Raw genomic sequence first — 21,900 nt, 5'->3', positions numbered from 1 at the left:
GGCTCACGCCTCCTTGGAGAACAGCGTGCTGCCCCACCAGTCGTCCTTGTCGCGGACGCCGGGCGGAACGGCGAAGAGCGCCGAACCCACGTGCTGGATGTATTCGTTGAGGGCGTCCTTCGCCGACAGGTTGCGCTGCAGCGGGATGAACCCCTTGCGCACGTCGCGCTGGTAGGCGAGGAAGAACAGGCCCGCGTCCAGCCGGCCGAGGCCGTCGGTGCCGTCGGTGAAGGAGTAGCCGCGGCGCAGGATGGTGATTCCGTTGTTGGAGTCGGGGTGCGCGAGGCGCACGTGCGCGTCCGGCTTCATCGCCTTCAGGAACGGCTTGTCGTGCTCCTTGGCCTTGCCGACCGGCGCGCCCTCGCCCTTGTCCCGGCCGAAGATGTCCTCCTGCTCCTGCAGCGAGGTGCGGTCCCAGGGCTCGATGTGCATCCGGATGCGCCGGGCGACCAGGTAGGAGCCGCCGGCCATCCAGTCCGGCCCGTCCTTCTCGCCCACCCACACGAACTTCTTCAGCCGGTCCGTCTCGGTGCCCGCGATGTTGCGGGTGCCGTCCTTGAAGCCCATCAGGTTGCGCGGGGTCTGCGCGTCCGGCGTCGTCGAGGAGGTCTTGCCGAAGCCGAGCTGCGACCAGCGGATGTTGACGGTGCCGAAGCCGATGCGGGCCAGATTGCGGATCGCGTGCACGGCGACCTGCGGGTCGTCCGCGCAGGCCTGGATGCACAGATCGCCGCCGGTGCGGTTCTTGTCGAGGTTCTCGCCGGGAAACTGCGGCAGGTCCACCAGCGCCTCGGGCCGCTGATCCGCCAGCCCGAACTTCTCGAACAGCGACGGACCGAAGCCGATCGTCAGCGTCAGCCGCGAGGGCTTCAGGCCCAGCGCCTCACCGGTGTCGTCCGGCGGGGCCTCGGCCAGACCGCCGTAGGCGCCCTCGCCGACCGCCTTCCCGGCGGTCATCCGGCGCGCGGCCGCCGTCCAGTCCTTCAGCATCTGCACGAACGCGGCGCGGTCGTCGGTCTGCACGTCGAACGCGGCGAAGTGCAGCCTGTCCTGCACCGGCGTGGCGATGCCGGCCTGGTTGGCGCCGTGGAAGGCGACCGCGGCGCCCATGTCGGCGCCGGCCGGGTCCACGTCGTTGCCGACGCGGCTCATCGCGACCGCACCGCCGGCCGCGGCGGCACCGAGCGCGAGCCCCGCACCGCCCCAGCCGATCAGTGAACGCCGGGAGGGGGCCTTGGAGGTGGCGTCTTCCGCGGAGGCGGCGGCTTCCTGGGTGTCCGTCATGGTGTTGTCCCCTACTTCACGACGGCGGCGGCGAGCTTGGACAGCGGCTCCGCGAGCGCGTTCACCGCGTCCGAGAGCTCCTTGCGCTGTTCCTCGGTGACCTTGTCGTACGCGACGAAGCCGTCCGAAGTCTTGTCGGTGCGGTACTTGTCGAGCGTGGTGTCCAGCGCCGCGAACTGCTTGTCGAGCTCGGTGGTCAGCGCCTTGTCGTTGGTCTGCGCGACCGGCTTGAGCAGCTCGTACGCCTTCTGCGCGCCCTCGACGTTGGCCTTGAAGTCGCTCAGGTCGGTGTGCGAGTAGCGGTCCTCCTCACCGGTGACCTTGCCGGTGGCGACCTCGTCGAGGAGCTCCTTGGCGCCGTTGGCCATGGAGGTCGGGGTGATCTCGGCCTTGCCGACCCGCTCCTGCCAGTCCTTGAGGTCGGTGACCAGCTGGTCGGCGAGGGTCTTCTGCTCCGCGCCGATCTTCTTGTCCTGCCACAGCGCCTTTTCCAGCGCGTGCCAGCCGGTCCACTTCTGGCCCTTCTCCAGGCCGTCCGCGCGGGTGTCGGTCTTCGGGTCGATGTCACCGAAGGACTCGGCGATCGGCTCGGTGCGCTCCCAGCCGACGCGGGAGGGGGCGTAGGCGTCCTTGGCGGCCTCGAGGTCGCCGGCCTTGATCGCCTTGGCGAAGACCTCCACCTTCGGCAGCGTCGCGTCGGCCTGCTCCTGCGCGTACTCGCGGTAGTCGGCGACGGCCTTGTCCAGCTTGGGGTTGCGCTTGGCGACCGCGCCGGAGCCGGACACCGTCAGCTTCTGGCGCACGCCGTGGCCCTTCATGCCCGGGCGGCAGGCGATCTCGTACGAGCCCGCCTTCACCTCGGCCGTCAGCGTGTACTTGGTGCCCGGCCCGATGTTCTCCTTCTCCGACACGATCCGGTCGTCCGGGAAGAGGATCTCCACCTCGGTCGCCTTGGAGCCCTTGTTCTCGATGTTCAGGGTGACCTGGCCGGCCGGCACCGACTTGGTGGAGGTGTCGCACTTGGAGTCGGCGGCCGTCACCTTGATCGCGGCATCGCCGTCGCCCTTGCTCTTCTCGGTGCAGCCAGTGACGGCGGTCAGGGCCGCCGCGGTGGCGACGGCGGTGACGACGGTGAGTCTGGCGGCTCGCATGCAGGCTCCTGAGGCTGGCGAAAAATCGCGTGTCGAGCCTCACACAGGGATGGTGAGGCTCGCCTAACTTATCTAAGGCTTGCCTGCGTGATACCCACCCATGCGGTGATTCAGCTCTCATGGACGGTGTATGAGCACGGGCCGATCACGGTGGCCAAAAACGCACCCCAAGGAATGGTCAAAGGAAATTCAAGGATTTCGCTCGGGGGTGATCAGAAGGGCGCCGGTGCGGGGATGCGGCAGCACCTCGATCGGCTGGTCGTAGACCTCGGAGAGGAGGCGCTCGCCGAACACCTCGCTCGGCGGCCCGTCGGCCGCGACACGACCGGCGCACAGAATCGCGACCCAGTGCGCATAGGCGGCGGCGAGCGCGAGATCGTGCAACACGACCACCACGGCGTCCCCTTGACGCGCCCTGTCCCGGCACAGCCGCAGCACCGACTCCTGATGCCTCACATCGAGCGCGGCCGTCGGCTCGTCGAGCAGCAGCAGGGGCGCACGCTGCGCGAGCACCCGCGCGAGCGCGACCCTGGCCCGCTCGCCACCGCTGAGCGCGCAGAAGGGGCGGGCGGCGAAGGCGGTGACGTCGGTGGCGGCCATGGCCTCTGCGACGACCCGGTCGTCCTCGGCGGGGGAGGCGGCGTGCGGTGCGCGGCCCATGCGGACGACCTCCTCGACGCTGAAGGGGAAGGACAGGGCGGCCGACTGGGGGAGCACGGCGCGGCGCAGGGCGAGTTCGGGCGCGGACCACTCGTTCGCCGGCCGGCCGTGAATGCGCACGACACCTGCGGCGGGCGGGAGGTCGGCGGCGAGGGCGGCCAGCAGCGTGGACTTGCCGGCGCCGTTGGGACCGACGAGGGCGAGGAGTTCGCCGGAGCGGGCTTGTACGTCGACGTCGTGAAGGACGGTCCGGTCGCCGAGGCGGACAAGGAGCGACTCGGCTTCGGCGAGGACGTCTCCGGGTGTGGCGGGGGCGGGTGGCGTCGGAAGGGGACGGAGGAGTCTCATGGGAGGCGTCCTTGAGGTGGAGGGCTGAGACAGCGAACGGGATGACCAACGCCCCAAGGGGCGCGGGGCTGTGTCGATGTGCGGCTCCGCCGCGTGAGCGCGACAAGCCCCCACGCACCCGCAGACGAAATACAACCGACGCCCCCCTAGGCCCAACCGCCTTGCGAGCGCCGCGTCCTGCGCAACAGCCAGAAGAAGAACGGGCTGCCCAGCAGTGCCGTCAGGACACCCAGGGGGAGTTCCGCGGGGGCCGCCACCGTGCGCGCCGTCAGGTCTGCCGCCAGGAGCACCAGCGCACCCAGCAGCGCGCTGGCCGGGATCAGGAAGCGGTGGCCCGGGCCCGCGGCCATCCGCAGCAGGTGCGGTACGACCAGGCCCACGAAGCCGATCGTGCCGGAGACGCTCACCGCCGCCGCCGTCAGGAGGGCGATCACCAGGATCAGGGCGATCCTGAGGCGCTCCACCTCCACGCCCAGGTGCCGCGCGGGCCGTTCGCCCAGCGACAGCAGGTCCAGGCGGCGGGCGTGCAGCGGCGCGAGGCCGAGGCCGGCCGCCGCGCACGGCAGGACCGCCAGCACCTTCGGCCAGGTCGCCTGCGACAGGGACCCGAGCTGCCAGAAGGTGATCTGGTTGACCGCCGCCGTGTCCGCGAAGAACAGGAACAGGCCGATCAGCGCCCCCGCGAAGGCGTTCACCGCGATCCCGGTCAGGATCAGCGTCACCACCTCCGTACGGCCGCCGGAGCGCGACATGGCGTAGACGAGCAGGACCGTGGCGAGGCCGGAGGCGAACGCGAAGGCCGAAACCGTCCACGTGCCGAGGAAGTTCAGCCCGAACGCGATCGCCGCGACCGCCCCCACCGCCGCCCCCGAGGAGACGCCGATGACCCCCGGCTCGGCGAGCGGATTGCCGAACACGCCCTGCATCAACGCGCCCGCACAGCCGAGCGAGGCTCCCACGAGCAGCGCGAGCACGACCCGCGGGAAACGCACGTTCCACAGAACCGACTCGGCGACCCGGTCCAACTGCCTTCCGCCGAGGCCCAGATGGTGCAGCGCGGAGGCCAGGACGTCGGCGACCGGGACGGGGTAGGCGCCGAGCGAGGCCGCCACCGGGATCATGGTGAGCAGGGCCGCCACCAGGCCGGCGCTCAGCAGCCGGGCGGTGGTGTGCCGTCGCTTGGTGACCGCGGGCGGTGTCTCCTCAACCGCCTTCTCCAGTACGGTCATTCGGCGCCGCTCCCCGTGCCGTACAGCTGCTCCACCACCGACTTCAGCACCTGGTCCGTCCGTGGCCCGTAGTTGAGCAGCACCCCGTCCTCGACCGAGACGACCCGCCGGTCCAGGCCGGCCGGGGTCTGCGCGACGCCGGGGATCTTCACCAGGCCGTCGACGCCGCCGACCGACTCGAGCCCCTTGGTCATGACGAGGATCGCGTCGGGCGCCGCCTTCACCAGGGCCTCGCTGGTGATGGCCGTGAAGTCCTTCTTCAGGCCCGAGGCGGCCCCGGCGTCCACCGCCCCCGCCGCCTCGATGAGCGAGGTCGCGCCCGAGCCCCTGCCGCCGATGAGGTAGACGGAGGCGGAGCCGCGGAGGTAGAGGAACGCCACGCGCGGTTTCGCGGAGCTGTGCGGAACTGCCTTGCGTGCGGCGGCTATTCGGGCTTCGGAGCGCTGTGTGAGTTGCCTTCCTGCCGCCGGTACGCCGAGGGCGTGCGCGACCGTCTGGATGCGCGGTCCCACGTCGCTCAGGCCCTGCGCCGGGTCGACGACCAGGACCGGGACGCCCGCCGCGCGGATCTGGTCCATGGCCTCTTCCGGTCCGGTGGTGGTCTCGGCGAGCACGAGGTCGGGCTTCAGGGAGAGCACGCTCTCCGCGGAGACGTCATGGCCCCGGGTGACGACGGGGAGCTTCGCAGCCTGCTGGAAGGTGGCGGTGATGTCGCGGGCGACGACCCGGTCACCGAGCCTGAGCGTGAACACGATCTCGCTGAGGCTGCCCGAGAGGGGGACGATGCGGTGCGCTCCGCGGACGGTGACCTTCCTGCCGTCGGAGGAGGTGACGGTGACGGGGAGCCGGGGCTCCGGGGTGTCGGTCAGCGGCTCCACGCGGTTGGTCGCGGTGGCCTTCGGGGAAGCGGACGCCGTGGCCTGGCTGGAGCCTGCGCATCCGGTCGCGGTCAGGGTCAGGGCGAGCACGGACACCAGTGCTCGCCCCAGTTGTGTGCGCAAGCGTGGCACGGACCACCCGTTTCTCTCGATCCTCTGTACGCATCCGTCGAATGGAGCTTAGGTTAGCCTTACCTTCATTCGCTACCGGCTGTCGTCTCCGGAGGACCCTTCATGCCCGCGCGCCTTCGTGCCCTGGTCACCGTGTTGTGCACCGCGGTCCTGGGAGCCCTGCTCCCGGCCGGCCCCGCACAAGCCGCGAGCCGCACGGTCCAGGGCGGGCGGCTCGACTGGGGCATCAAGTCCTCGTTCCAGAGCTATGTCACCGGGCCCATCGCGAAAGGGAGTTACTCCCTGACCGGGGGTGCCGCCACGGTCGGTGCCAGCACCTTCCGCTTCCACTCGGCGGCCGGGACCTACGACGGCGGCACGGGTGCCTTCCGTGCCCGCTACTCCGGCGGCGTCCACTTCGTCGGCCACCGGACCGAGGGCGGGGCATACCAACTCGACCTCACCCTCAGCCGGCCGACCGTGCGCATCTCCGGGGCCACGGGGACGCTCTACCTGGACGTCACCAGCAAGGCGAAGGGCACCGGGACGGTCACGACGTCCACTCAGGTGCCCTTCGCCTCCCTCTCCCTCGGCGGCATCGACATGAAGGGCGGCGGCAGCGCGGTCGTCCTCAACAACCTGCCCGCCACCCTCACCGCTCAGGGCGCCAAGTCCTTCGCCGGGTACTACACATCCGGGACGGCGTTGGATCCGGTGAGCCTCGAGGCGGACGTACCGGCGGCGAAGGCGTCTCCGAAGCCGTCTCGTTCGCCCACGGTCTCCAAGCCGGCCGAGGGGGAGGGGACTTCGGGCGGGCGACTCGCCGACGGCGTCGTGGACTGGGGGGTGCGCCGCACCTTTCGGGAGTACGTCACCGGGGACATCGCCAAGGGCGAGTGGAGCCTGACCTCGGGGGCCGAGGACGGTGGCGCCCTCTTCCGCTTTCCCGGCGGAGAAGGGACGTACAGGGGTGGCGAACTCGATGCCTCCTTCGAGGGCGCGGTTCGTTTCGTCGGGGCGCACGGTCTCGATCTGAAGCTGAGCGCTGTGCGGGTCGCTGTTGAGGACGGGACGGGCACGCTGTACGCCGATGTGGTGAGCCCTGACTTCAGCGGCAAGAAGGTCTCGCTGGTCACCTTCGCGGCGAAGGGGCTGAAGGCGAGGGGCGGGCTTGCGACGGTGAGCGAGGCGGCCGCGAAGCTCACCGCCGACGGGGCGAAGGCCTTCGGCGGGATGTACCGGGCGGGCACGGAGATGGATCCGGTGTCCCTTGCCGTCGCCCTCAGCGAGGACGCCGTACTTCCCGCCCTCCCCGACCTGGGCAGTACACCCGCGGCGAGCGCGACGCCGAAACGGGCGTCCGCGCAGCCCGTCGCCAGCGGTACGAACGGCGGGGAGGGCTTCCCGGTCCTGCCCGTCGGGCTCGCGGCCGGCTCCCTGGTGCTGGTGGCGGCGGCCTACGTGGTCGTGCGCGCCCGGCGTACCCGTCTCGCTGTCGAGCCGTCCGCTCCGGACGAGGACTGAACGCCCCTACTGTGCTCGCCAGTTGGCGGGCTTCCTGACTGACCTGACCAAGGAGATTCCATGCCCGTCAGACGACGCCGTACGATCGCTCTCGCCGCCGCGGTGGCCACGTCCGCGGCTCTTGGCGCGACCGCGCTGGCCGCCACCACCGCCTCGGCGGCCGAAGTACCGCTCTTCGGGTACGAGTTGACGTGGGGGATCAAGCAGTCGTACCGCACGTATGTCACCGGGATGGCGGAGGGGAGCTTCACGCCTGCGGACGGTGCGGTGCAGGCCGCGGGCAACGGGGTCTTCACCTTCGTGGAGGGTGCCGGCTCCTATGACTCCACCGCGCACACCGTGGACCTTGCGTTCAAGGGCAGTCTGAAGATCGAGTCCAAGCTGCACGGGTTCGAACTCGCCCTGTCCGACGTGAAGTTCGACAGTGCGGACGCCGAGATCACGGCCGACGTGACGAGGAACGGGGCGACGACGGACGACGTGCCGCTCGCCGATGTCACCGTCACGCGTGCGATGACGGACATGGCGACCACGTTGACGAAGGAGGCCGCGGATGTCTTCGGCAGCGCGAGTTATGAGGGGGCGGCGGGTGACCCGCTGACGGTGGTCCAGAAGACGGCATCCTCTCCGTCGCCGAGCCCGTCCGCGTCGACGTCTGCGTCCCCGACGCCGAGTGCGTCGCCGTCGCCGTCGGACAGTGCGTCCCCGTCTGCGTCGTCCTCGCCGTCCGACAGTGCGAGCCCGGCGCCTTCCGCCTCCGGGAGCGACGCCGTGACGAACGGTGACATCGTCGACGGGCGGCTCGGCTGGGGGGTGAAGGAGTCCTTCCGTACGTATGTCGTGGGCGGGGTCGCCAACGGGAAGATCACGGTGTCGGACGGTGCGACCCAGGCGTCCGGCAACGGGCCCTTCACCTTCACCGGTGCGACGGGGACGTACGACACCGACGCCGACACCCTCTCGGCCTCATTCGAGGGCGCCGTGAACTTCAAGGGCCACGAGGAGAACGGCAGTTACGGCCTCGACCTCACCCTCGCCGACCTTAAGGCGACGCTCGACGGCGGCTCCGGCGCACTGACCGCGGACGTCACGAGCCTCGGTGAGAAGTCGGAGGACGTGGTCCTGGCCGAATTGAAGGCGAAGTCGTCCGACCTGACCGCGACGGACGGCGTCATCACCGCGGACGGCGTCACCGCGACGTTGACCGAGGCCGGCGCGAAGGCCTTCAGCGGCTACTACCAGGCGGGTGCCGAACTCGACCCCGCGGACCTGTCGGTGGCGGTGACCGAAGACGCCCAACTCCCGTCCGGTGACGGCGAGTCGGGGACGGCGGGTGACTCCACGGGTGCCACCGGCTCCACGACAGGCGGCGTCTCGGGCGCTCTGGCTTCGACCGGCTCGGAGACGCCGGTGACGGCGCTGGGCACGGCGGCCGGGGTCACTGTGGCGGCGGGGGCCGGAGTCGTGTTCGCAGTGCGCCGGCGGCGTGCGGCGGAGTCGCGCTGAGGCGGGATGCCTGCGGCGCCTGTGCGGCTTCGGTGGGGGTGCGCCTAGCGCCTGCCGGTGCGTTGGGGGTCGGGGCCGCGCCGGGGGGTGTCCGTCCTCGGTCGGGCGGTTGCCGTCCTGTGAGGCTGTGCTCGGTGGCGGACGCCCGCCGCTGCGGGCGGACACCCCCCGGCACGTCCCCTTCCCGCCGTGGGCGACTGCAGCCACCCAAGGGGCGCGGGGAACTGCGCGACCAGCCACTACGGGCCCGCAGGCGCCCGGCGGCCTGGAGTGGCACTCTCAGCGGAGCGCTCCCGCGGCGGCGCAGTAATCCGTTTCCGGGGCGGTCCTCCGTCCCGGAGACTGGTGCCCGTGAAGAGGGCGACCAGGGAAGCGCTGCCAGGGAGCGGGCTGGTGCTGGCCGTGTCGGGGCGGGGCGGTCCGCCGCCGTTGCGCTTCGAGACGGCGGATGGCGGGCGGCGGCTGCTGCGGCAGGGGAAACGGCCGTTGATGCTGGGCCGGCTGGACGGTGACGGCTGTTGCCGGGACCTGCATGCGCGGCGTTTGGACGGCTATTGCTCGCCGCTGCCGCCCCTTCGCTCCGATGTGGATCGCGCCTGCGGCAACTGGCCGCACCGGTATGCACGGTGGCTGGAGGAGAGCGGGGGCGGTCCGCTGCACGACGGACGCTGGCAGCTCACCGAGCGGAGCGTTTTCGCGCCGGGGATCTGGACCGAGGACTTTGTGCGCGGGTGGCCGGACGGTCGGCTCGAACTGCTCTGTGGTGGTGGCTGGCACGGTGTCCTTCCCCTGCGTCCGCTCTCGGCGCCCGATGCCCCGCGTGTGAAGGCGTACCGCAAGCATGCGCGTGAGGGCACGCTCGCGCCCGTACTGCTGTGGTGGGTGTCCTTCCTGGACGGCTGGCTTCTCCTCGACGGTCACGACCGGGCGGTGGCCGCGCTCGCGGAGGGCTCCGTTCCGCCCTGTGTCGTGCTTGTTCGTGTGCAGGACGACGAGAGGTGGCGGGAGACCGCCGGCGAGATCACCGAGTCGCACGAGCAGCGCATGGCTCGGCTGGCGGCACGTCCCGCGCACGCCGACCTCGAACGCCAACGCGCCGCCCTGGAACAGGGATACGCCGATGTCATGTCGTGGCTGGCCTACGAGGAGGCGCACACCGACTCCTGGCCCCTCCCCGGCGGCCCCGCCACCTGGGACGACCTGGCAGCCCGAGCGATGTTTGAATGCCCCCGTGACTGACTACGACGTGCTCCGCGTCTTCTGCGCCCCCAACGGCGGCTACGGCAACGAACTCGGCGTCGTCCGCGAGGGCTCGGTGATGTTCGACCGGGCGGAGCGCCAGGCCTTCGCCGCGAAGCTCGGCTTCAGTGAGACCGTGTTCGTCGACGACCCCGAGCGCGGCGTCATCGACATCTACACCCCCTCCGTGCGCCTGCCCTTCGCCGGCTACCCCTGCGTCGGCGCGGCCTGGCTGCTCGACGTGGAGGAGCTGGTGACGCCCGCCGGCGTCGTCGGTGCCCGTCAGGACGGGGAGTTCAGCTGGATCGAGGCGCGCGCGGAGTGGGCGCCGCCGCGTACCTTGCGCCAGTACGCCACGGCCGCCGAGGTCGACGACCTGCCCGTGCCGCCGAAGGGCGAGTGGATCTACGCCTGGGCCTGGGAGGACGAGCCCGCCGGCCGTGTCCGCGCCCGCGGCTTCCCCGGCCGCGACGACGGCATCGACGAGGACGAGGCGACCGGCGCGGCCGCCCTGCTGCTCACGGAACAGCTCGGCCGGGCGCTCAACATCACACAGGGCGCGGGCTCCCAGATCCTCACCGCTCCGCAGCCGTACGGCTGGGTCGAGATCGGTGGCCGTGTCTATCTGGAGCGCCAGCCGGAGCGCTGATCACCAGGTACCGGCACGTCATGCGCTCAGCGGGAACTCCTCGCCCAGTGCGCGGAACACCGCCGAGTTGAGTGCGAAGGCACGCTTGCACTCCGTCACGATGCGCTGCTTCTCCAGGTCGTCCGCGCGGACGTCGTCGAGGAGTTCGCGGTAGCCCCTCTTGAACGCGGCCGGGTTGGTGATCCCCTCGAAGACGTAGAAGCGGACTCCGTCGCCCTTGCGCTCGAAGCCCCACGTCTTCTCCGCCTTGCCGCGGATGATCTGGCCACCGGAGAGGTCGCCGAGGTAGCGCGTGTAGTGGTGGGCGATGTAGCCGCCGGGCCACTGCTCGGCGCACTCCCGCACCCGGGCCGCGTACGCCTTCGTCTCCGGGAGCGCGGACAGTCCGGCCCGCCAGCCGGCGCCCCGCAGATGCGCCAGGTCCCGCTCCAGCGCCGCCAGCCGGAACAGCTCCGGGCGGATGAAGGGCCCGGTCACCGGGTCGGACGCCAGCCGCTCGGCCCCGGCCTCCAGCGCCTCGTAGACGAACCACAGCTGCTCGGTGTAGCGCGCGTACGCCTGCACGCCCAGCCGCCCGCCCAGCAGGTCGCTCATGAACGTCGAGGTCTCCGCCTCCATATGCTGCTCGTGGGAAGCGGTGCGGATGACTGAAGAGAAGGGCTCCATGCGGCCTATCCTCTAAGGTAAGGCTTACCTAAGTCAACAGCCTTCCCGACCCTTCGTCGGTAAAGTTGCCGACACTCTGTCGGTAAAAGCGTACAAGAAAAGACCCGCCCCGGCAGGAGGGCGGGTCTCGAAGATCGATACGGCGAGGTGGATCGCTAGGGCAGCGTGAGAATCTCCGCCCCCGTCTCCGTCACCACCAGCGTGTGCTCGAACTGGGCCGTCCGCCTCCGGTCCTTGGTGACGACCGTCCAGCCGTCGTCCCACATGTCGTACTCGTACGTCCCGAGCGTCAGCATCGGCTCGATCGTGAACGTCATCCCGGGCTGCATGACCGTCGTCGCGTGCGGACTGTCGTAGTGCGGGATGATCAGGCCCGAGTGGAAGGACGAGTTGATGCCGTGACCCGTGAAGTCGCGGACCACGCCGTAGCCGAAGCGCTTGGCGTACGACTCGATGACCCGGCCGATGATGTTGATCTGGCGGCCCGGCCTGACCGCCTTGATCGCGCGGGTGAGGGATTCACGGGTGCGTTCCACCAGCAGACGGCTCTCCTCGTCGACCTCTCCGACCAGGTACGTCGCGTTGTTGTCGCCGTGCACTCCGCCGATGTACGCCGTCACGTCGAGGTTGATGATGTCGCCGTCGCGCAGCACCGTGGAGTCCGGAATGCCGTGGCAGATCACCTCGTTGAGCGAGGTGCACAGGGACTTGGGAAAGCCGCGGTAGCCGAGCGTGGACGGGTAGGCGCCGTGGTCGCACATGTACTCGTGCGCCACCTTGTCCAGTTCGTCGGTGGTGACCCCGGGCGCGATCAGCTTCGCGGCCTCCGCCATCGCCCGCGCGGCGATCCGGCCGGCGACACGCATCGCCTCGATCGTCTCGGGCGTCTGCACCTCCGGTCCGGTGTACGGCTTCGGCGCGGGCTTGCCGACGTACTCGGGACGGCGGATGTTTCCGGGCACGGAACGGGTGGGGGACAGCTCCCCTGGTACGAGCAGCGACTGGCCAGACATGCCAGCGAGTCTAACGAGCCGGGGTGGGGGAACATGTCGTAGGCGAGAGGAGCTGGTCATGGCCCTGTTCAAGAAGCGCACGGTCGGCAAGCCGGGCGAGTGGTACTACTGCCTGGAGCACAAGAAGGTCGAGGAGGGTCCGGAGTGCCCCGCCAAGGACCGCTTCGGGCCGTACGCCTCCCGGCAGGAGGCCGAGCACGCGATGGCGACGGCCCGCGAGCGCAACCTCGAGTGGGAGAACGACCCGAAGTGGCACGACACCCCGGCCGGCAGCGGCACCGACGACGACTGAGTCAGGCCTGAGCCTGGGCCGGTGCGGCTGTCGCTGCCGTTCGTCGGTCGCGCAGCCGCACCGCGTGCTCGTTGGTGCGGACGTCGTACGTCATCAGCCTCGGCAGGCAGAGGGCGAGGAGGCCCACCGCGCCCGCGCACAGCAGGCCGCCGGACCAGACCGACGCCCGTACGCCCCACCATGCGGCGAAACCGCCCGAGCGGACCTGGCCCACGGTCGGGCCCACCGAGTACGACAGCAGCTCGATCCCGGCGAGCCGGCCGCGCAGCTCGTCCGGGATCGTCTGGTTCCACATGGCCCCGCGGAAGATCCCGCTGACCATGTCGCAGCCGCCGGCCACGGTCAGGAACAGCAGCACCAGCCATACGTTTGCGACGACGCCGGCCGCCGCGATCGCCAGGCCCCACAGGGCCGCCGACACGACGACCATCCGCCCGTGCCGGTGCACCCGTGAGGTCCAGCCGCTGGTCAGGCTGATCAGCAGGGAGCCGAAGGGGACGGCCGCGTACATCAGGCCCAGGGACCAGTTCGCGTCCAACTCGTCGGCGAGGAAGGGGAGTACGGCGAGCGGCATCGCCAGGAACATCGCCGCGAGGTCCACGGCGTAGGTGCCGAGGAGTTCCTTGCGGTCCCAGGCGTACCGGGCGCCCTCCGCGATCGCCCTGAGGGACGGCTTCGCGGCCTCGTGCGCGGCGGGGGACGCGGCGATGCGGACGACCAGGACGACCGAGACGACGAAGGTCAGCAGGTCCGCGCCGTACGCCCAGCCGAGCCCCGCGTACGCCACGACCACGCCCGCCACCGCCGGGCCCGCCACACCGCCGACCGTCCAGCGCAGGGAGTTGAGGGAGGCCGCGGCCGGCAGGTGCTCGTGGGCCACGATGCGCGGGAAGAGGGAGTCGAGGGCCGGGCGCTGGACGGAGACCAGCGCGGAGGACAGGGCCGCGACGACGTACAGCGGCCAGACGGCCGGGCTCGGCAGCAGGGCGTTGAGCAGCAGTACGGCGGACAGCAGGCCTTGTCCCGCCTCCGTCCACACGATCAGCTTGCGCTTGTCCAGGGCGTCGGCCAGCGCACCGCCGTACAGCCCGAACACCACCAGCGGCAGCAGTTCCACGGCCCCGATCGCGCCGACCGCCGCCGCGGACCCGGTGAGTTCCTTCAGCTGCACCGGCAGCGCGACGAACGTCAGAAAGCTCCCGAAGTTGGAGATCGTCCCCGACACCCACAGCCGCCGGAAGTCGGCGGAGGCCCGCCAGGGCGCCAGACCCGGGAGGAGGGCGCGCAGGCGGGAGGGGGCGGCGTCTGCGGGGGCGTCATCGGTCACGAAAGGTCATGGTCGGCCGGGGTGGCTGCCGTGGGCAACCGCTTTTCCGCGGGCCGGCCGGAAGGTCACCAGCGGGCCGGCGGCGGCGCCGTCAGCTGGTCCGCCAGCCGCGACAGGCGGTCCCGCAGCCGGCGCCGGCCCCTCGGCTCCGGCAGCGCGTTCTCCCCGGCCGCCGCGCTGACCAGGTGCTGCACCGTGTCCAGGTCCAGCTCGGAACCCTCCGGCACGGTCAGCGACTCGTGCGCCATGGAGACGAGCTCGCCCTCGCCGGGGCCCAGCGCCAGCACCCTCGCCCCGGCCCGCCGCGCGTCGTGCACCCGCTCCAGCAGCGGCACGTCCGGCCCACCCGGCGACACCACCACCAGCGTCTCGCCCCGCCGGGCGGCGGCCAACCGCCCCAGCCCGACCGCCAGATGCGCCGGATCCGACGCGCGCGCCTCGTGCCGTACAAGAGTCGGCGCCAGCTCCGGCGTCCCCGACCACGCGGCCTCGTCCACCAGATGGGCCGCCAGATGCCACGGCTCGTAGTCCGGCGTGCCCACCAGCAGCAGCCCGCCGCCGTGCGCCACCACCGACCCGCGCAGCGCCCCGGCGAACCGCCGGGTGGCCCCCAACCACTCGGTCCCGGCGAGCACTTCACGCAGCAACGCGACACGTACGGCGTCCATGCGCCCGCATCCTGCACCAATCGGGCACCCGTGACCCGGCGTTCACCACGAATTCGCCCGACCTGGGGACAGTGCGCGGATGACAGAAGCAACCGTTCCCTTCCGTGCCGGCCGTGAGGGATACGCCAGTTACCGCATCCCGGCGGTGGTCGTCACCGCCAAGGGCACCCTCCTCGCCTTCTGCGAAGGACGGGTCAAGTCGGCGAGCGACCACGGGCACATCGACATCGTGCTCAAGCGCTCCACCGACGGCGGCCACACCTGGGGCCCGCTCCAGGTCGCCGCGAACAACGGCACCCACCTCGCCGGCAACCCCGCGCCCGTCGTCCTCGACACCGGCCGCATCCTCCTGGTCCACGTCCGCAACGCCGCCTCCGCCTCGGAGGCCGCGATCCGGCAGGGCAAGGTCAAGGACGCCGACGGGCGCCGCGTGTGGGTGCAGCACAGCGACGACGACGGGGCCACCTGGTCGGACCCGGCCGAGATCACCAAGTCGGTGAAGAAGGCGGGCTGGCGCTGGTACGCCACCACGCCCGGCCACGCGATCCAGCTGAGCACCGGCCGGATCGTCGTCCCCGCCAACCACTCACCCGCGCCCACCGGCACCGACATCGGCACCGAGGCCCAGTACAACAGCGGCCACTGCCTGCTCAGCGACGACCGCGGCGCGACCTGGTCCATCGGCTACGTCGACGAGAACCCCGACGGCTACATCAACGCCAACGAGACCACCGCCGCCGAACTCCCCGACGGCCACGTCTACTTCAACACCCGCAACGACTCCACGTCCCCCGGCAACCGCGCCGACGCCCACTCCGAGGACGGCGGAAAGACCCTGCACACCCCCTTCCGCCCGCAGGCCGGCCTCGACGGCCCCGTCTGCGAGGGCAGCCTCCTCCAGCTCCGCGACCCGGACGTGCTGCTCTTCTCCGGCCCCGCCTACGCCTCCGCCCGCGCCCTGATGACCATCCGCGCCTCCACCGACAGCGGCAGGACCTGGCGCCCGGTCCACACGGTCGACGGCCTGCCCGCCGCCTACTCCGACCTGGTGCGGATCGACGCCTCGACGGTCGGACTCCTCTACGAGACCGGGGACTTCGGGGCGTACGAGCGCATCGTCTTCCGGCGGGTGCCCGTGACGCGGCTCACCTGACCGTCTGGGGTCGCCGGGGCGGACGTAAAGTCGGCCCATGACCTCTACCGACAGTGCTGCACAGACCCCCGCGAAGGCCCCCGCCAAGGACCCCTGGGACCTGCCCGACGTCTCCGGGCTCGTCGTCGGCGTCCTCGGCGGGACCGGGCCGCAGGGCAAGGGCCTCGCCTACCGGCTGGCCAAGGCCGGCCAGAAGGTGATCATCGGCTCGCGTGCGGCGGAGCGTGCGCAGGCCGCCGCGGACGAGCTCGGGCACGGCGTCGAGGGCGCCGACAACGCCGAGTGCGCGCGCCGCAGCGACATCGTGATCGTGGCCGTGCCCTGGGACGGGCACGGCAAGACCATCGAGTCCCTGCGCGAGGAGCTGACCGGCAAGCTCGTCGTCGACTGCGTCAACCCGCTCGGCTTCGACAAGAAGGGCGCGTACGCGATCAAGCCGGAGGAGGGCAGCGCCGCCGAGCAGGCCGCCGCCCTGCTTCCCGACTCGCGGGTCACCGCCGCCTTCCACCACCTGTCGGCGGTGCTGCTGCAGGACCCCGAGATCGACGAGATCGACACCGATGTGATGGTGCTGGGCGAGGAGCGGGCCGACGTCGAGATGGTGCAGGCGCTCGCCGGACGCATCCCCGGCATGCGCGGCATCTTCGCCGGCCGGCTGCGCAACGCCCACCAGGTCGAATCCCTGGTCGCCAACCTGATCTCGGTGAACCGCCGGTACAAGGCGCACGCCGGGCTCCGCGTCACCGACGTCTGAGCGCATGGGGGACACTGGTCGGCACAAGCAGTCCCGCAGTGTCCCCCGACAGGAGTCGACAGAAATGCCCCGCCTTGGTCTCTATGCCCTGATCGTCTGCCTGCTCGCCGTGGCCGCGGCCGTGGTCTCCTTCGCGCAGGGCAGCTGGCTGGGGATCGTGTGGGTGCTGCTGGCGGGGCTGTCCAGCAACATGTGCTGGTACTACCTCAAGCGGGGCCGGGCCGCCCGGCAGCGGGACTCCGTCACGGGCTGACCGAGCAGAACTCGTTCGTGCCCTGCCAGAAGCGGTAGAGCTCCTGACCGCAGTACGTGGAGAAGTCGCCGATCCCCAGACTCCGCAGGATCGAGTCGATCACGTCGAAGAACGCGCTGTTGATCGACGGCACCCACAGCAGCGCGAACACGAACAGCAGGCCGAACGGCGCGAAGGGCTCCACCTGGCGCTTGATCTTGTACGACAGCCAGGGCTCGATGACGCCGTAGCCGTCCAGGCCGGGCACCGGCAGGAAGTTCAGGATGGCGGCCGTGACCTGGAGCAGGGCGAGGAAGGCCAGCGCGAACTGGAAGTCCCGCGGCACACCGTCCAGCGCGTGCAGCCAGAACGGAGCCGTGCACACCGCTGCGAACAGGACATTCGTCAGCGGGCCCGCCGCCGAGATCAGACTGTGCCGCCAGCGGCCCCGGATCCGCCCGCGCTCGATGAACACCGCACCGCCGGGCAGACCGATCCCGCCCATGATCACGAAGAGCACCGGGAGCACGATGCTCAGCAGCGCGTGCGTGTACTTCAGCGGGTTGAGGGTGAGATAGCCCTTCGAGCCGACGCTGATGTCGCCGCTGTGCAGGGCGGTCCGCGCGTGTGCGTACTCGTGCAGGCACAGGGACACGATCCAGGCCGCCGTCACGAACAGGAACACGGCCACGCCGGGCTGTTCGGCGAACCCGGTCCAGGTGGCCCAGCCCGTGACCGCGGTGACGGCCAGGATCCCGACGAAGACGGGGCTGATCCGCCGTTCGCTGCGGCTGGTGGTGGCGGTGGTCATGGGACTCCCTGGACTGGTACGTGCGCGCGGTGGGACGGCCCGACGGTACCGGGCGTACGGGGAAAACGTCTCGCGGCCGGTCCCTGGTTCCGTGGAAGGTAGGGGACATGGGGCTTTGGCAGGTGTTCTACGGGGGCTGGCAGATGGAGTGCTGCGGTACGCCGTTCAAGGTGGGGGACGAGGTGAGCCGGCAGCTGCTGTTCACGGACGCGGACGAGGTGCTCGGCGGCGGCTGGTACGAGGAACTCTCCAAGATCGTGGGACCGGTGGGGGATCTGCCGGGCGACGCGGACGCATCGGTGCGGGTCCTCAGGGACGAGAGCGGACTCACGGTGGCGCTGGGCGGCGAGTCGGGCGCCGACGTCGGACCGGACGACGGGATCCGCCTGGTCGGCCTCCTCGCGGTGGAGACGCACGGGGGCGAGTGGCCCGAGGCGCGCGGCCGGGTACGGGCGGTGCGGGCGGTGACCCAGCAGTACGCCGAGACGACACCGGGGTCACGGTCGTGGGAGCCGGTGCGCGGAGGTGGGGCGCGGCGGCTGCGGTCGGTGCAGGAGTGCCCCGAGTGGTTCGGCGACGGTGGGTCCGACAGGATGGGACGCCGGGCCGTGGAGGCGGGGGTGCTGGTGACGCTGGATGTGTGGGGGGACCGGGCGAAGGCCCCGAGGACGCCGGCGGCCGACTGAGCAGTGCCCGCCGACTTCTGCCGGTTCCCTCCTGCTGTCGGCCCCCTGAACCCGCCGCACCGGGGCTCGGCCACGCCCGTGCCGCTCCGGCGCTGCCCAACTCGCCGGGGCCCTCTGCTCGTCCCTCCGCAGCAGCCCCCTTCTCCCGCCCCCGCCGCACCCCCTCCCCGCCCGCGCCACCCCGCTGACCCGAACCCCGTGACCGGCCCCGATCCGACCGGAGACAATGGACCCCGTGCGCTATCGCATCCTCGGCACCACCCAGGCGCTCCGCCCCGACGGCACCCCCGTTCCGGTCGGCGGGGCGCGACTGCGTGCCCTGCTCACCGTGCTCGCGCTGCGGACCGGCCGTACCGTGCCCGCCGGCCTCCTGGTCGACGAGGTGTGGCACGGCGACCCGCCCGCCGACGCCCCGGGCGCCCTGCAGGCGCTGATCGGCCGGCTGCGCAGGGCGCTGGGCGCGGACGCGGTCGCCTCCGTCGACGGCGGCTACCGCCTCACCGCCGCCCTCGACGACGTCGACCTGCACCGTTTCGAGCGGCTGACCGGCGAGGGCACGCGCGCGCTGGCCGACGGCGACCCCGCCAAGGCGGCCGTGGTCCTCGACGACGCGCTCGCCCTGTGGCGCGGCCCGGCCCTCGCCGACCTCCCCGACCGCACCGGCGAGGCCGCCCGCTGGGAGACCCGCCGCCTCGACGCGCTGCGCGCCCGCCACAGTGCCGCCCTTGCCCTGGGCCACGCCGAGCAGTCCCTCCCGGAACTGACCGCCCTGTGCGACACCCACCCCCTCGACGAGCCGCTGCAGACCCTGCGCCTGCGTGCCCTGCGCGACGCGGGCCGCACGGCGGAGGCACTGGCCGCCTTCGAGGACGTACGACAACTGCTCGCGGACCGGCTGGGTGCGGACCCGGGGCCCGAACTGCGGTCCCTGTACGGGGAGTTGCTCCGACCGGAGGACCGGGGTGGGCACGACGGCGGGGCCGCGGCCGGTGCGCCGACGGGCGGCAACGGGGGCGGGCACGGCGCGCCCGTGGAGGGCCGCGGGTGGCGCACGGTGCAGGGCGGCGGGCCGGATGGCGCGCAGCACCTCGCCGAGCGTCCGGGCGGATCGAACGGCGCGGCCGGCGCCGATCCGTCGGGCGCGGAGCCCGCCCCCGGCGCCCACCCGCACACCGCGACCGTCTCCGGGGCGGACGGCGCGCAAGCCCCCGGCAACCTCCGCGCCCGCCTCACCTCCTTCGTCGGCCGGGAGTCCGACATCGAGGCCATCCGCGGGGACCTCGCGGCGGCCCGGCTGGTCACGTTGCTCGGGCCCGGCGGGGCCGGCAAGACGCGGCTGTCGCAGGAGGCCGCCGAGACCGTGCGGGACGCGGCGCGGGACGGGGTGTGGCTGGCCGAACTCGCGCCCGTCGACCACCCGGACGCCGTACCGGAGGCCGTGCTGACCGCCGTCGGCGCCCGCGAGACCGTGATGTACGGCGCCGGCGCGGAGGCCATGCGGGCGGCCGGGGCCGACCGGCACGACGATCCCGTCGAGCGGCTGGCCGAGCACTGCGGCCGGCGGCGGATGCTGATCGTCCTCGACAACTGCGAGCACGTCGTCGATGCCGCCGCGCGGCTGGTGGAGGAGCTGCTGGAGCGGTGTCCCGAGCTGACCGTGCTGGCCACCAGTCGTGAACCCCTCGGCGTACCGGGGGAGTTGCTGCGGCCCGTGGAGCCGCTGCCCGAGCCGGTCGCACTGCGGCTGCTCACCGATCGCGGGGCCGCCGCCCGTCCCGGGTTCAGGGTCGAGGACGACCCCGACGCCTGCGCCGAGATCTGCCGGCGGCTCGACGGACTGCCCCTGGCCATCGAGCTCGCCGCCGCCCGGCTGAGGATGCTGACGCCCCGCCAGATCGCCGACCGGCTCGACGACCGCTTCCGCCTGCTGACCTCCGGCAGCCGTACCGTCCTGCCCCGCCAGCAGACCCTGCGCGCGGTCGTCGACTGGTCCTGGGACCTGCTGGACGAGGAGGAGCGGGACGTCCTGCGGCGCCTGTCCGTCTTCGCCGGCGGCTGCGACCTCGCCGCCGCCGAGGCCGTCTGCGGCCCCCTCGCCCTGGAGGCGCTGGGCTCGCTGGTCGACAAGTCCCTTGTCGTGGCCGCCCCTTCGGGTGACGGCGGCATGCGCTACCGGCTGCTGGAGACCGTCGCCGAGTACGCCGGCGAGCGGCTGGCGCAGACCGGGCGACGGGCCGAGACACAGCGCGCCCACCTGACGTACTACCGCGAACTCGCCCGCACCACCGACCCGTTGCTCCGCGGCCCCGAGCAACTCGCCGCCATCGAAGTGCTGGAGCGCGAGTACGAGAACCTGCGCACCGCCCTGCGCCACGCCGTCAGCGAGCGGGACGAGCAGGAGGGTCTGTGTCTCATCCTGTCGCTCGCCTGGTACTGGCAGATGCGCGACATCCGTATCGAGGCCCGCAACTGGTGCGTCGAGGTCATGGCCCTCGGCCCGGACCCCTTCGCCGCCCCCGTGCGGCGCGCCGCCCCGGTCTGGCAGCGCTGCACCGACGTCCCGCCCCCGCTGACCGGCGAACTCCTCGCCGAGGCCCGCCGCGGCGTCCATCTCGCCCATCTCGCCTGCATGGACACCGAGTTGGAGGCCTGGGAGTCCCCGCAGGCGAAGGAGAAACTGCGCCTGATCACCGAGGTCTACGAACCCGGCCTCCCGCAGACCTGCCGTACCCCCGGCATGCTCTGGTTCTACGCCGTGATGCTCACCGGCAGCGTGCAGCGGCTGCCCCAGATCCTCGATGCCTCCGTCGCCACCTGCCGGGCCACGCCCGGCATGGAGTGGGAGCTCGCCGCCACCCTCCAGATGCGCGCCAACCTCCTGGCCAACCGCAGCGACTGGGCGGGCGACGCGCGGCGCGACGCCGACGAGTCGCTGGACATCTACCGGCGCATCGACGACCTGTGGGGCACCGCCGAGGCGCTGTCGGCGCGCGGCGAAGCCCGCGAACGGGTCGGTGAGTACGCACTGGCCGCCACCGACTACGAGGCGGCCATCGAACGCGCCGAACGGCTCGGCGCCCGCGCCCAGGTGGCGGTGCTGGGTGCCCGGCTCGGCAGTGTGCTGATCGAGGCGGGCGAGGGTGAGCGGGGCGAGCGGATCCTGCGCGAGGTGGTCGAGACGCCGCTCGGTGCGCACAACGAAGCCATGCCCGCCGCCCGGATGTTCCTCGCGGGCTGCCTCGCCCTGACCGGTCGGACCGACGAGGCGCGCGAGCAACTGCGGCTGCTGCGCGAGGAGTTCAAGATCGCCTACTTCGTGATCTTCGACGCGTTCATTCTCGGCGCCGAGGCCTGGGTGGAGGCGATCGCCGGCGACTACGCGCTCTCCCTGGAGAAGGTCCGGCAGGCCCTGCAGCGCTCCGCCGACCCGCTCGCCGAGGCCATGGCCCCGCACATGCGCCCCCTGTACCTGGCCATCGCCGCGATCGATCTCGCCGAGACCGACGGTGGCCGCCGGGCCGGGGACGGCGCCCGGTGCCTCGCGGCCGCCAAGGCGGCGCTCCCGCCGCGCCATACGGCGACGTCCATGGAGCGCGAGGCGTACGACCGGGCCGAGCGGCACACGCGCGCCGTGCTCGGCGACGAGGCCTACGAGGCGGCGTACGCGGAGGGCGGTGGCCTCTCCCCGGAGGAGGCCACCGCCCTGGTCTGACGCGGAA

General features: G+C 71.9%; 20 protein-coding genes. 10 read left to right on the top strand and 10 right to left on the bottom strand.

The features are described from left to right. Window positions 1–3: 3 nt before the first annotated feature. The 5 genes from efeB to ABZ880_RS45315 form a co-directional block, all read right to left on the bottom strand. Window positions 4–1,284, bottom strand: a complete 1,281-nt coding sequence (efeB, locus tag ABZ880_RS45335) for an iron uptake transporter deferrochelatase/peroxidase subunit (protein ID WP_361276536.1) — start codon at window positions 1,282–1,284, stop codon at window positions 4–6. A gap of 11 nt (window positions 1,285–1,295) precedes the next feature. Beyond that, window positions 1,296–2,435: an iron uptake system protein EfeO gene (gene efeO, locus ABZ880_RS45330; protein ID WP_361276533.1), complete on the bottom strand. Its 1,140-nt coding sequence runs from the start codon at window positions 2,433–2,435 to the stop codon at window positions 1,296–1,298. 189 nt (window positions 2,436–2,624) lie between these two features. Further along, complete coding sequence (locus ABZ880_RS45325) at window positions 2,625–3,443, bottom strand: heme ABC transporter ATP-binding protein (RefSeq protein WP_361276531.1); 819 nt, start codon at window positions 3,441–3,443, stop codon at window positions 2,625–2,627. A gap of 146 nt (window positions 3,444–3,589) precedes the next feature. Beyond that, on the bottom strand, window positions 3,590–4,672 hold the full coding sequence (locus ABZ880_RS45320; RefSeq protein WP_361276528.1) for an iron ABC transporter permease: 1,083 nt from the start codon (window positions 4,670–4,672) through the stop codon (window positions 3,590–3,592). Beyond that, window positions 4,669–5,682 carry an ABC transporter substrate-binding protein gene (locus ABZ880_RS45315; protein ID WP_361276526.1) on the bottom strand — a complete coding sequence of 338 codons (1,014 nt, stop codon included), beginning with the start codon at window positions 5,680–5,682 and terminating at the stop codon, window positions 4,669–4,671. Before ABZ880_RS45315 ends, ABZ880_RS45320 begins: the two co-directional genes overlap by 4 nt. Before the next feature lie 102 nt (window positions 5,683–5,784). On the opposite strand from ABZ880_RS45315, the gene ABZ880_RS45310 reads away from it, so the two are divergent. From ABZ880_RS45310 to ABZ880_RS45295, 4 genes are all read left to right on the top strand, one after another. Beyond that, window positions 5,785–7,185, top strand: coding sequence for an HtaA domain-containing protein (locus ABZ880_RS45310; RefSeq protein ID WP_361276523.1), 1,401 nt, complete (start codon window positions 5,785–5,787; stop codon window positions 7,183–7,185). A 60-nt stretch (window positions 7,186–7,245) separates the two neighbouring features. Continuing rightward, window positions 7,246–8,691 carry an HtaA domain-containing protein gene (locus ABZ880_RS45305; protein ID WP_361276520.1) on the top strand — a complete coding sequence of 482 codons (1,446 nt, stop codon included), beginning with the start codon at window positions 7,246–7,248 and terminating at the stop codon, window positions 8,689–8,691. Between the two features lie 351 nt (window positions 8,692–9,042). Continuing rightward, a complete protein-coding gene (locus tag ABZ880_RS45300) occupies window positions 9,043–9,930 on the top strand; it encodes a hypothetical protein (protein WP_361276517.1) in 888 nt (295 codons plus the stop codon). Continuing rightward, complete coding sequence (locus ABZ880_RS45295; protein ID WP_361276514.1) at window positions 9,923–10,579, top strand: PhzF family phenazine biosynthesis protein; 657 nt, start codon at window positions 9,923–9,925, stop codon at window positions 10,577–10,579. Before ABZ880_RS45300 ends, ABZ880_RS45295 begins: the two co-directional genes overlap by 8 nt. A gap of 18 nt (window positions 10,580–10,597) precedes the next feature. Here the strand turns inward: ABZ880_RS45295 and ABZ880_RS45290 are convergent, their stop codons facing one another. Both ABZ880_RS45290 and map read right to left on the bottom strand, forming a co-directional pair. Next, window positions 10,598–11,245, bottom strand: coding sequence for a biliverdin-producing heme oxygenase (locus tag ABZ880_RS45290; RefSeq protein ID WP_361276511.1), 648 nt, complete (start codon window positions 11,243–11,245; stop codon window positions 10,598–10,600). 155 nt (window positions 11,246–11,400) lie between these two features. Next, window positions 11,401–12,258: a type I methionyl aminopeptidase gene (gene map, locus ABZ880_RS45285; RefSeq protein WP_361276508.1), complete on the bottom strand. Its 858-nt coding sequence runs from the start codon at window positions 12,256–12,258 to the stop codon at window positions 11,401–11,403. Window positions 12,259–12,316: 58 nt separating this feature from the next. Here map and ABZ880_RS45280 point away from each other — a divergent pair, with 58 nt between their 5' ends. Next, window positions 12,317–12,550, top strand: a complete 234-nt coding sequence (locus ABZ880_RS45280; RefSeq protein WP_361276505.1) for a hypothetical protein — start codon at window positions 12,317–12,319, stop codon at window positions 12,548–12,550. Window position 12,551: 1 nt separating this feature from the next. Here ABZ880_RS45280 and ABZ880_RS45275 read toward each other — a convergent pair whose 3' ends face one another. Both ABZ880_RS45275 and ABZ880_RS45270 read right to left on the bottom strand, forming a co-directional pair. Next, entirely contained in the window at window positions 12,552–13,877 is a 1,326-nt protein-coding gene (locus ABZ880_RS45275; protein ID WP_361276502.1) for an MFS transporter, read from the bottom strand. Window positions 13,878–13,942: 65 nt separating this feature from the next. Next, the gene (locus tag ABZ880_RS45270; protein WP_361276499.1) at window positions 13,943–14,545 is read right to left on the bottom strand and encodes a hypothetical protein; all 603 of its coding nucleotides are present in this window, start codon (window positions 14,543–14,545) and stop codon (window positions 13,943–13,945) included. Window positions 14,546–14,624: 79 nt separating this feature from the next. On the opposite strand from ABZ880_RS45270, the gene ABZ880_RS45265 reads away from it, so the two are divergent. Genes ABZ880_RS45265 through ABZ880_RS45255 form a run of 3 tightly spaced genes read left to right on the top strand, consistent with a single transcriptional unit; the run spans window position 14,625 to window position 16,705 of the window. Continuing rightward, a complete protein-coding gene (locus tag ABZ880_RS45265; RefSeq protein ID WP_361276496.1) occupies window positions 14,625–15,698 on the top strand; it encodes a sialidase family protein in 1,074 nt (357 codons plus the stop codon). Between the two features lie 37 nt (window positions 15,699–15,735). After that, window positions 15,736–16,452, top strand: a complete 717-nt coding sequence (npdG, locus tag ABZ880_RS45260; protein WP_361276494.1) for an NADPH-dependent F420 reductase — start codon at window positions 15,736–15,738, stop codon at window positions 16,450–16,452. Between the two features lie 4 nt (window positions 16,453–16,456). After that, window positions 16,457–16,705, top strand: coding sequence for a hypothetical protein (locus ABZ880_RS45255; RefSeq protein ID WP_361276491.1), 249 nt, complete (start codon window positions 16,457–16,459; stop codon window positions 16,703–16,705). On the opposite strand, the gene ABZ880_RS45250 is transcribed toward ABZ880_RS45255, so the two are convergent. After that, window positions 16,695–17,495, bottom strand: a complete 801-nt coding sequence (locus ABZ880_RS45250; protein ID WP_361276488.1) for a site-2 protease family protein — start codon at window positions 17,493–17,495, stop codon at window positions 16,695–16,697. The two genes, ABZ880_RS45255 and ABZ880_RS45250, sit on opposite strands and share 11 nt — an antisense overlap. Before the next feature lie 107 nt (window positions 17,496–17,602). Between ABZ880_RS45250 and ABZ880_RS45245 the strand changes: the two genes are divergently transcribed. After that, a complete protein-coding gene (locus ABZ880_RS45245) occupies window positions 17,603–18,181 on the top strand; it encodes a DUF6578 domain-containing protein (protein ID WP_361276486.1) in 579 nt (192 codons plus the stop codon). Between the two features lie 226 nt (window positions 18,182–18,407). Beyond that, window positions 18,408–21,893 carry a BTAD domain-containing putative transcriptional regulator gene (locus tag ABZ880_RS45240; protein ID WP_361276484.1) on the top strand — a complete coding sequence of 1,162 codons (3,486 nt, stop codon included), beginning with the start codon at window positions 18,408–18,410 and terminating at the stop codon, window positions 21,891–21,893. The last annotated feature ends 7 nt before the right edge of the window (window positions 21,894–21,900 follow it).

This window comes from Streptomyces sp. NPDC047043 (assembly GCF_040644055.1).
Lineage (GTDB): Bacteria > Actinomycetota > Actinomycetes > Streptomycetales > Streptomycetaceae > Streptomyces.
Note: the sequence above shows the minus strand (reverse complement) of the source record. Positions and strands in the feature narration are given on the sequence as shown.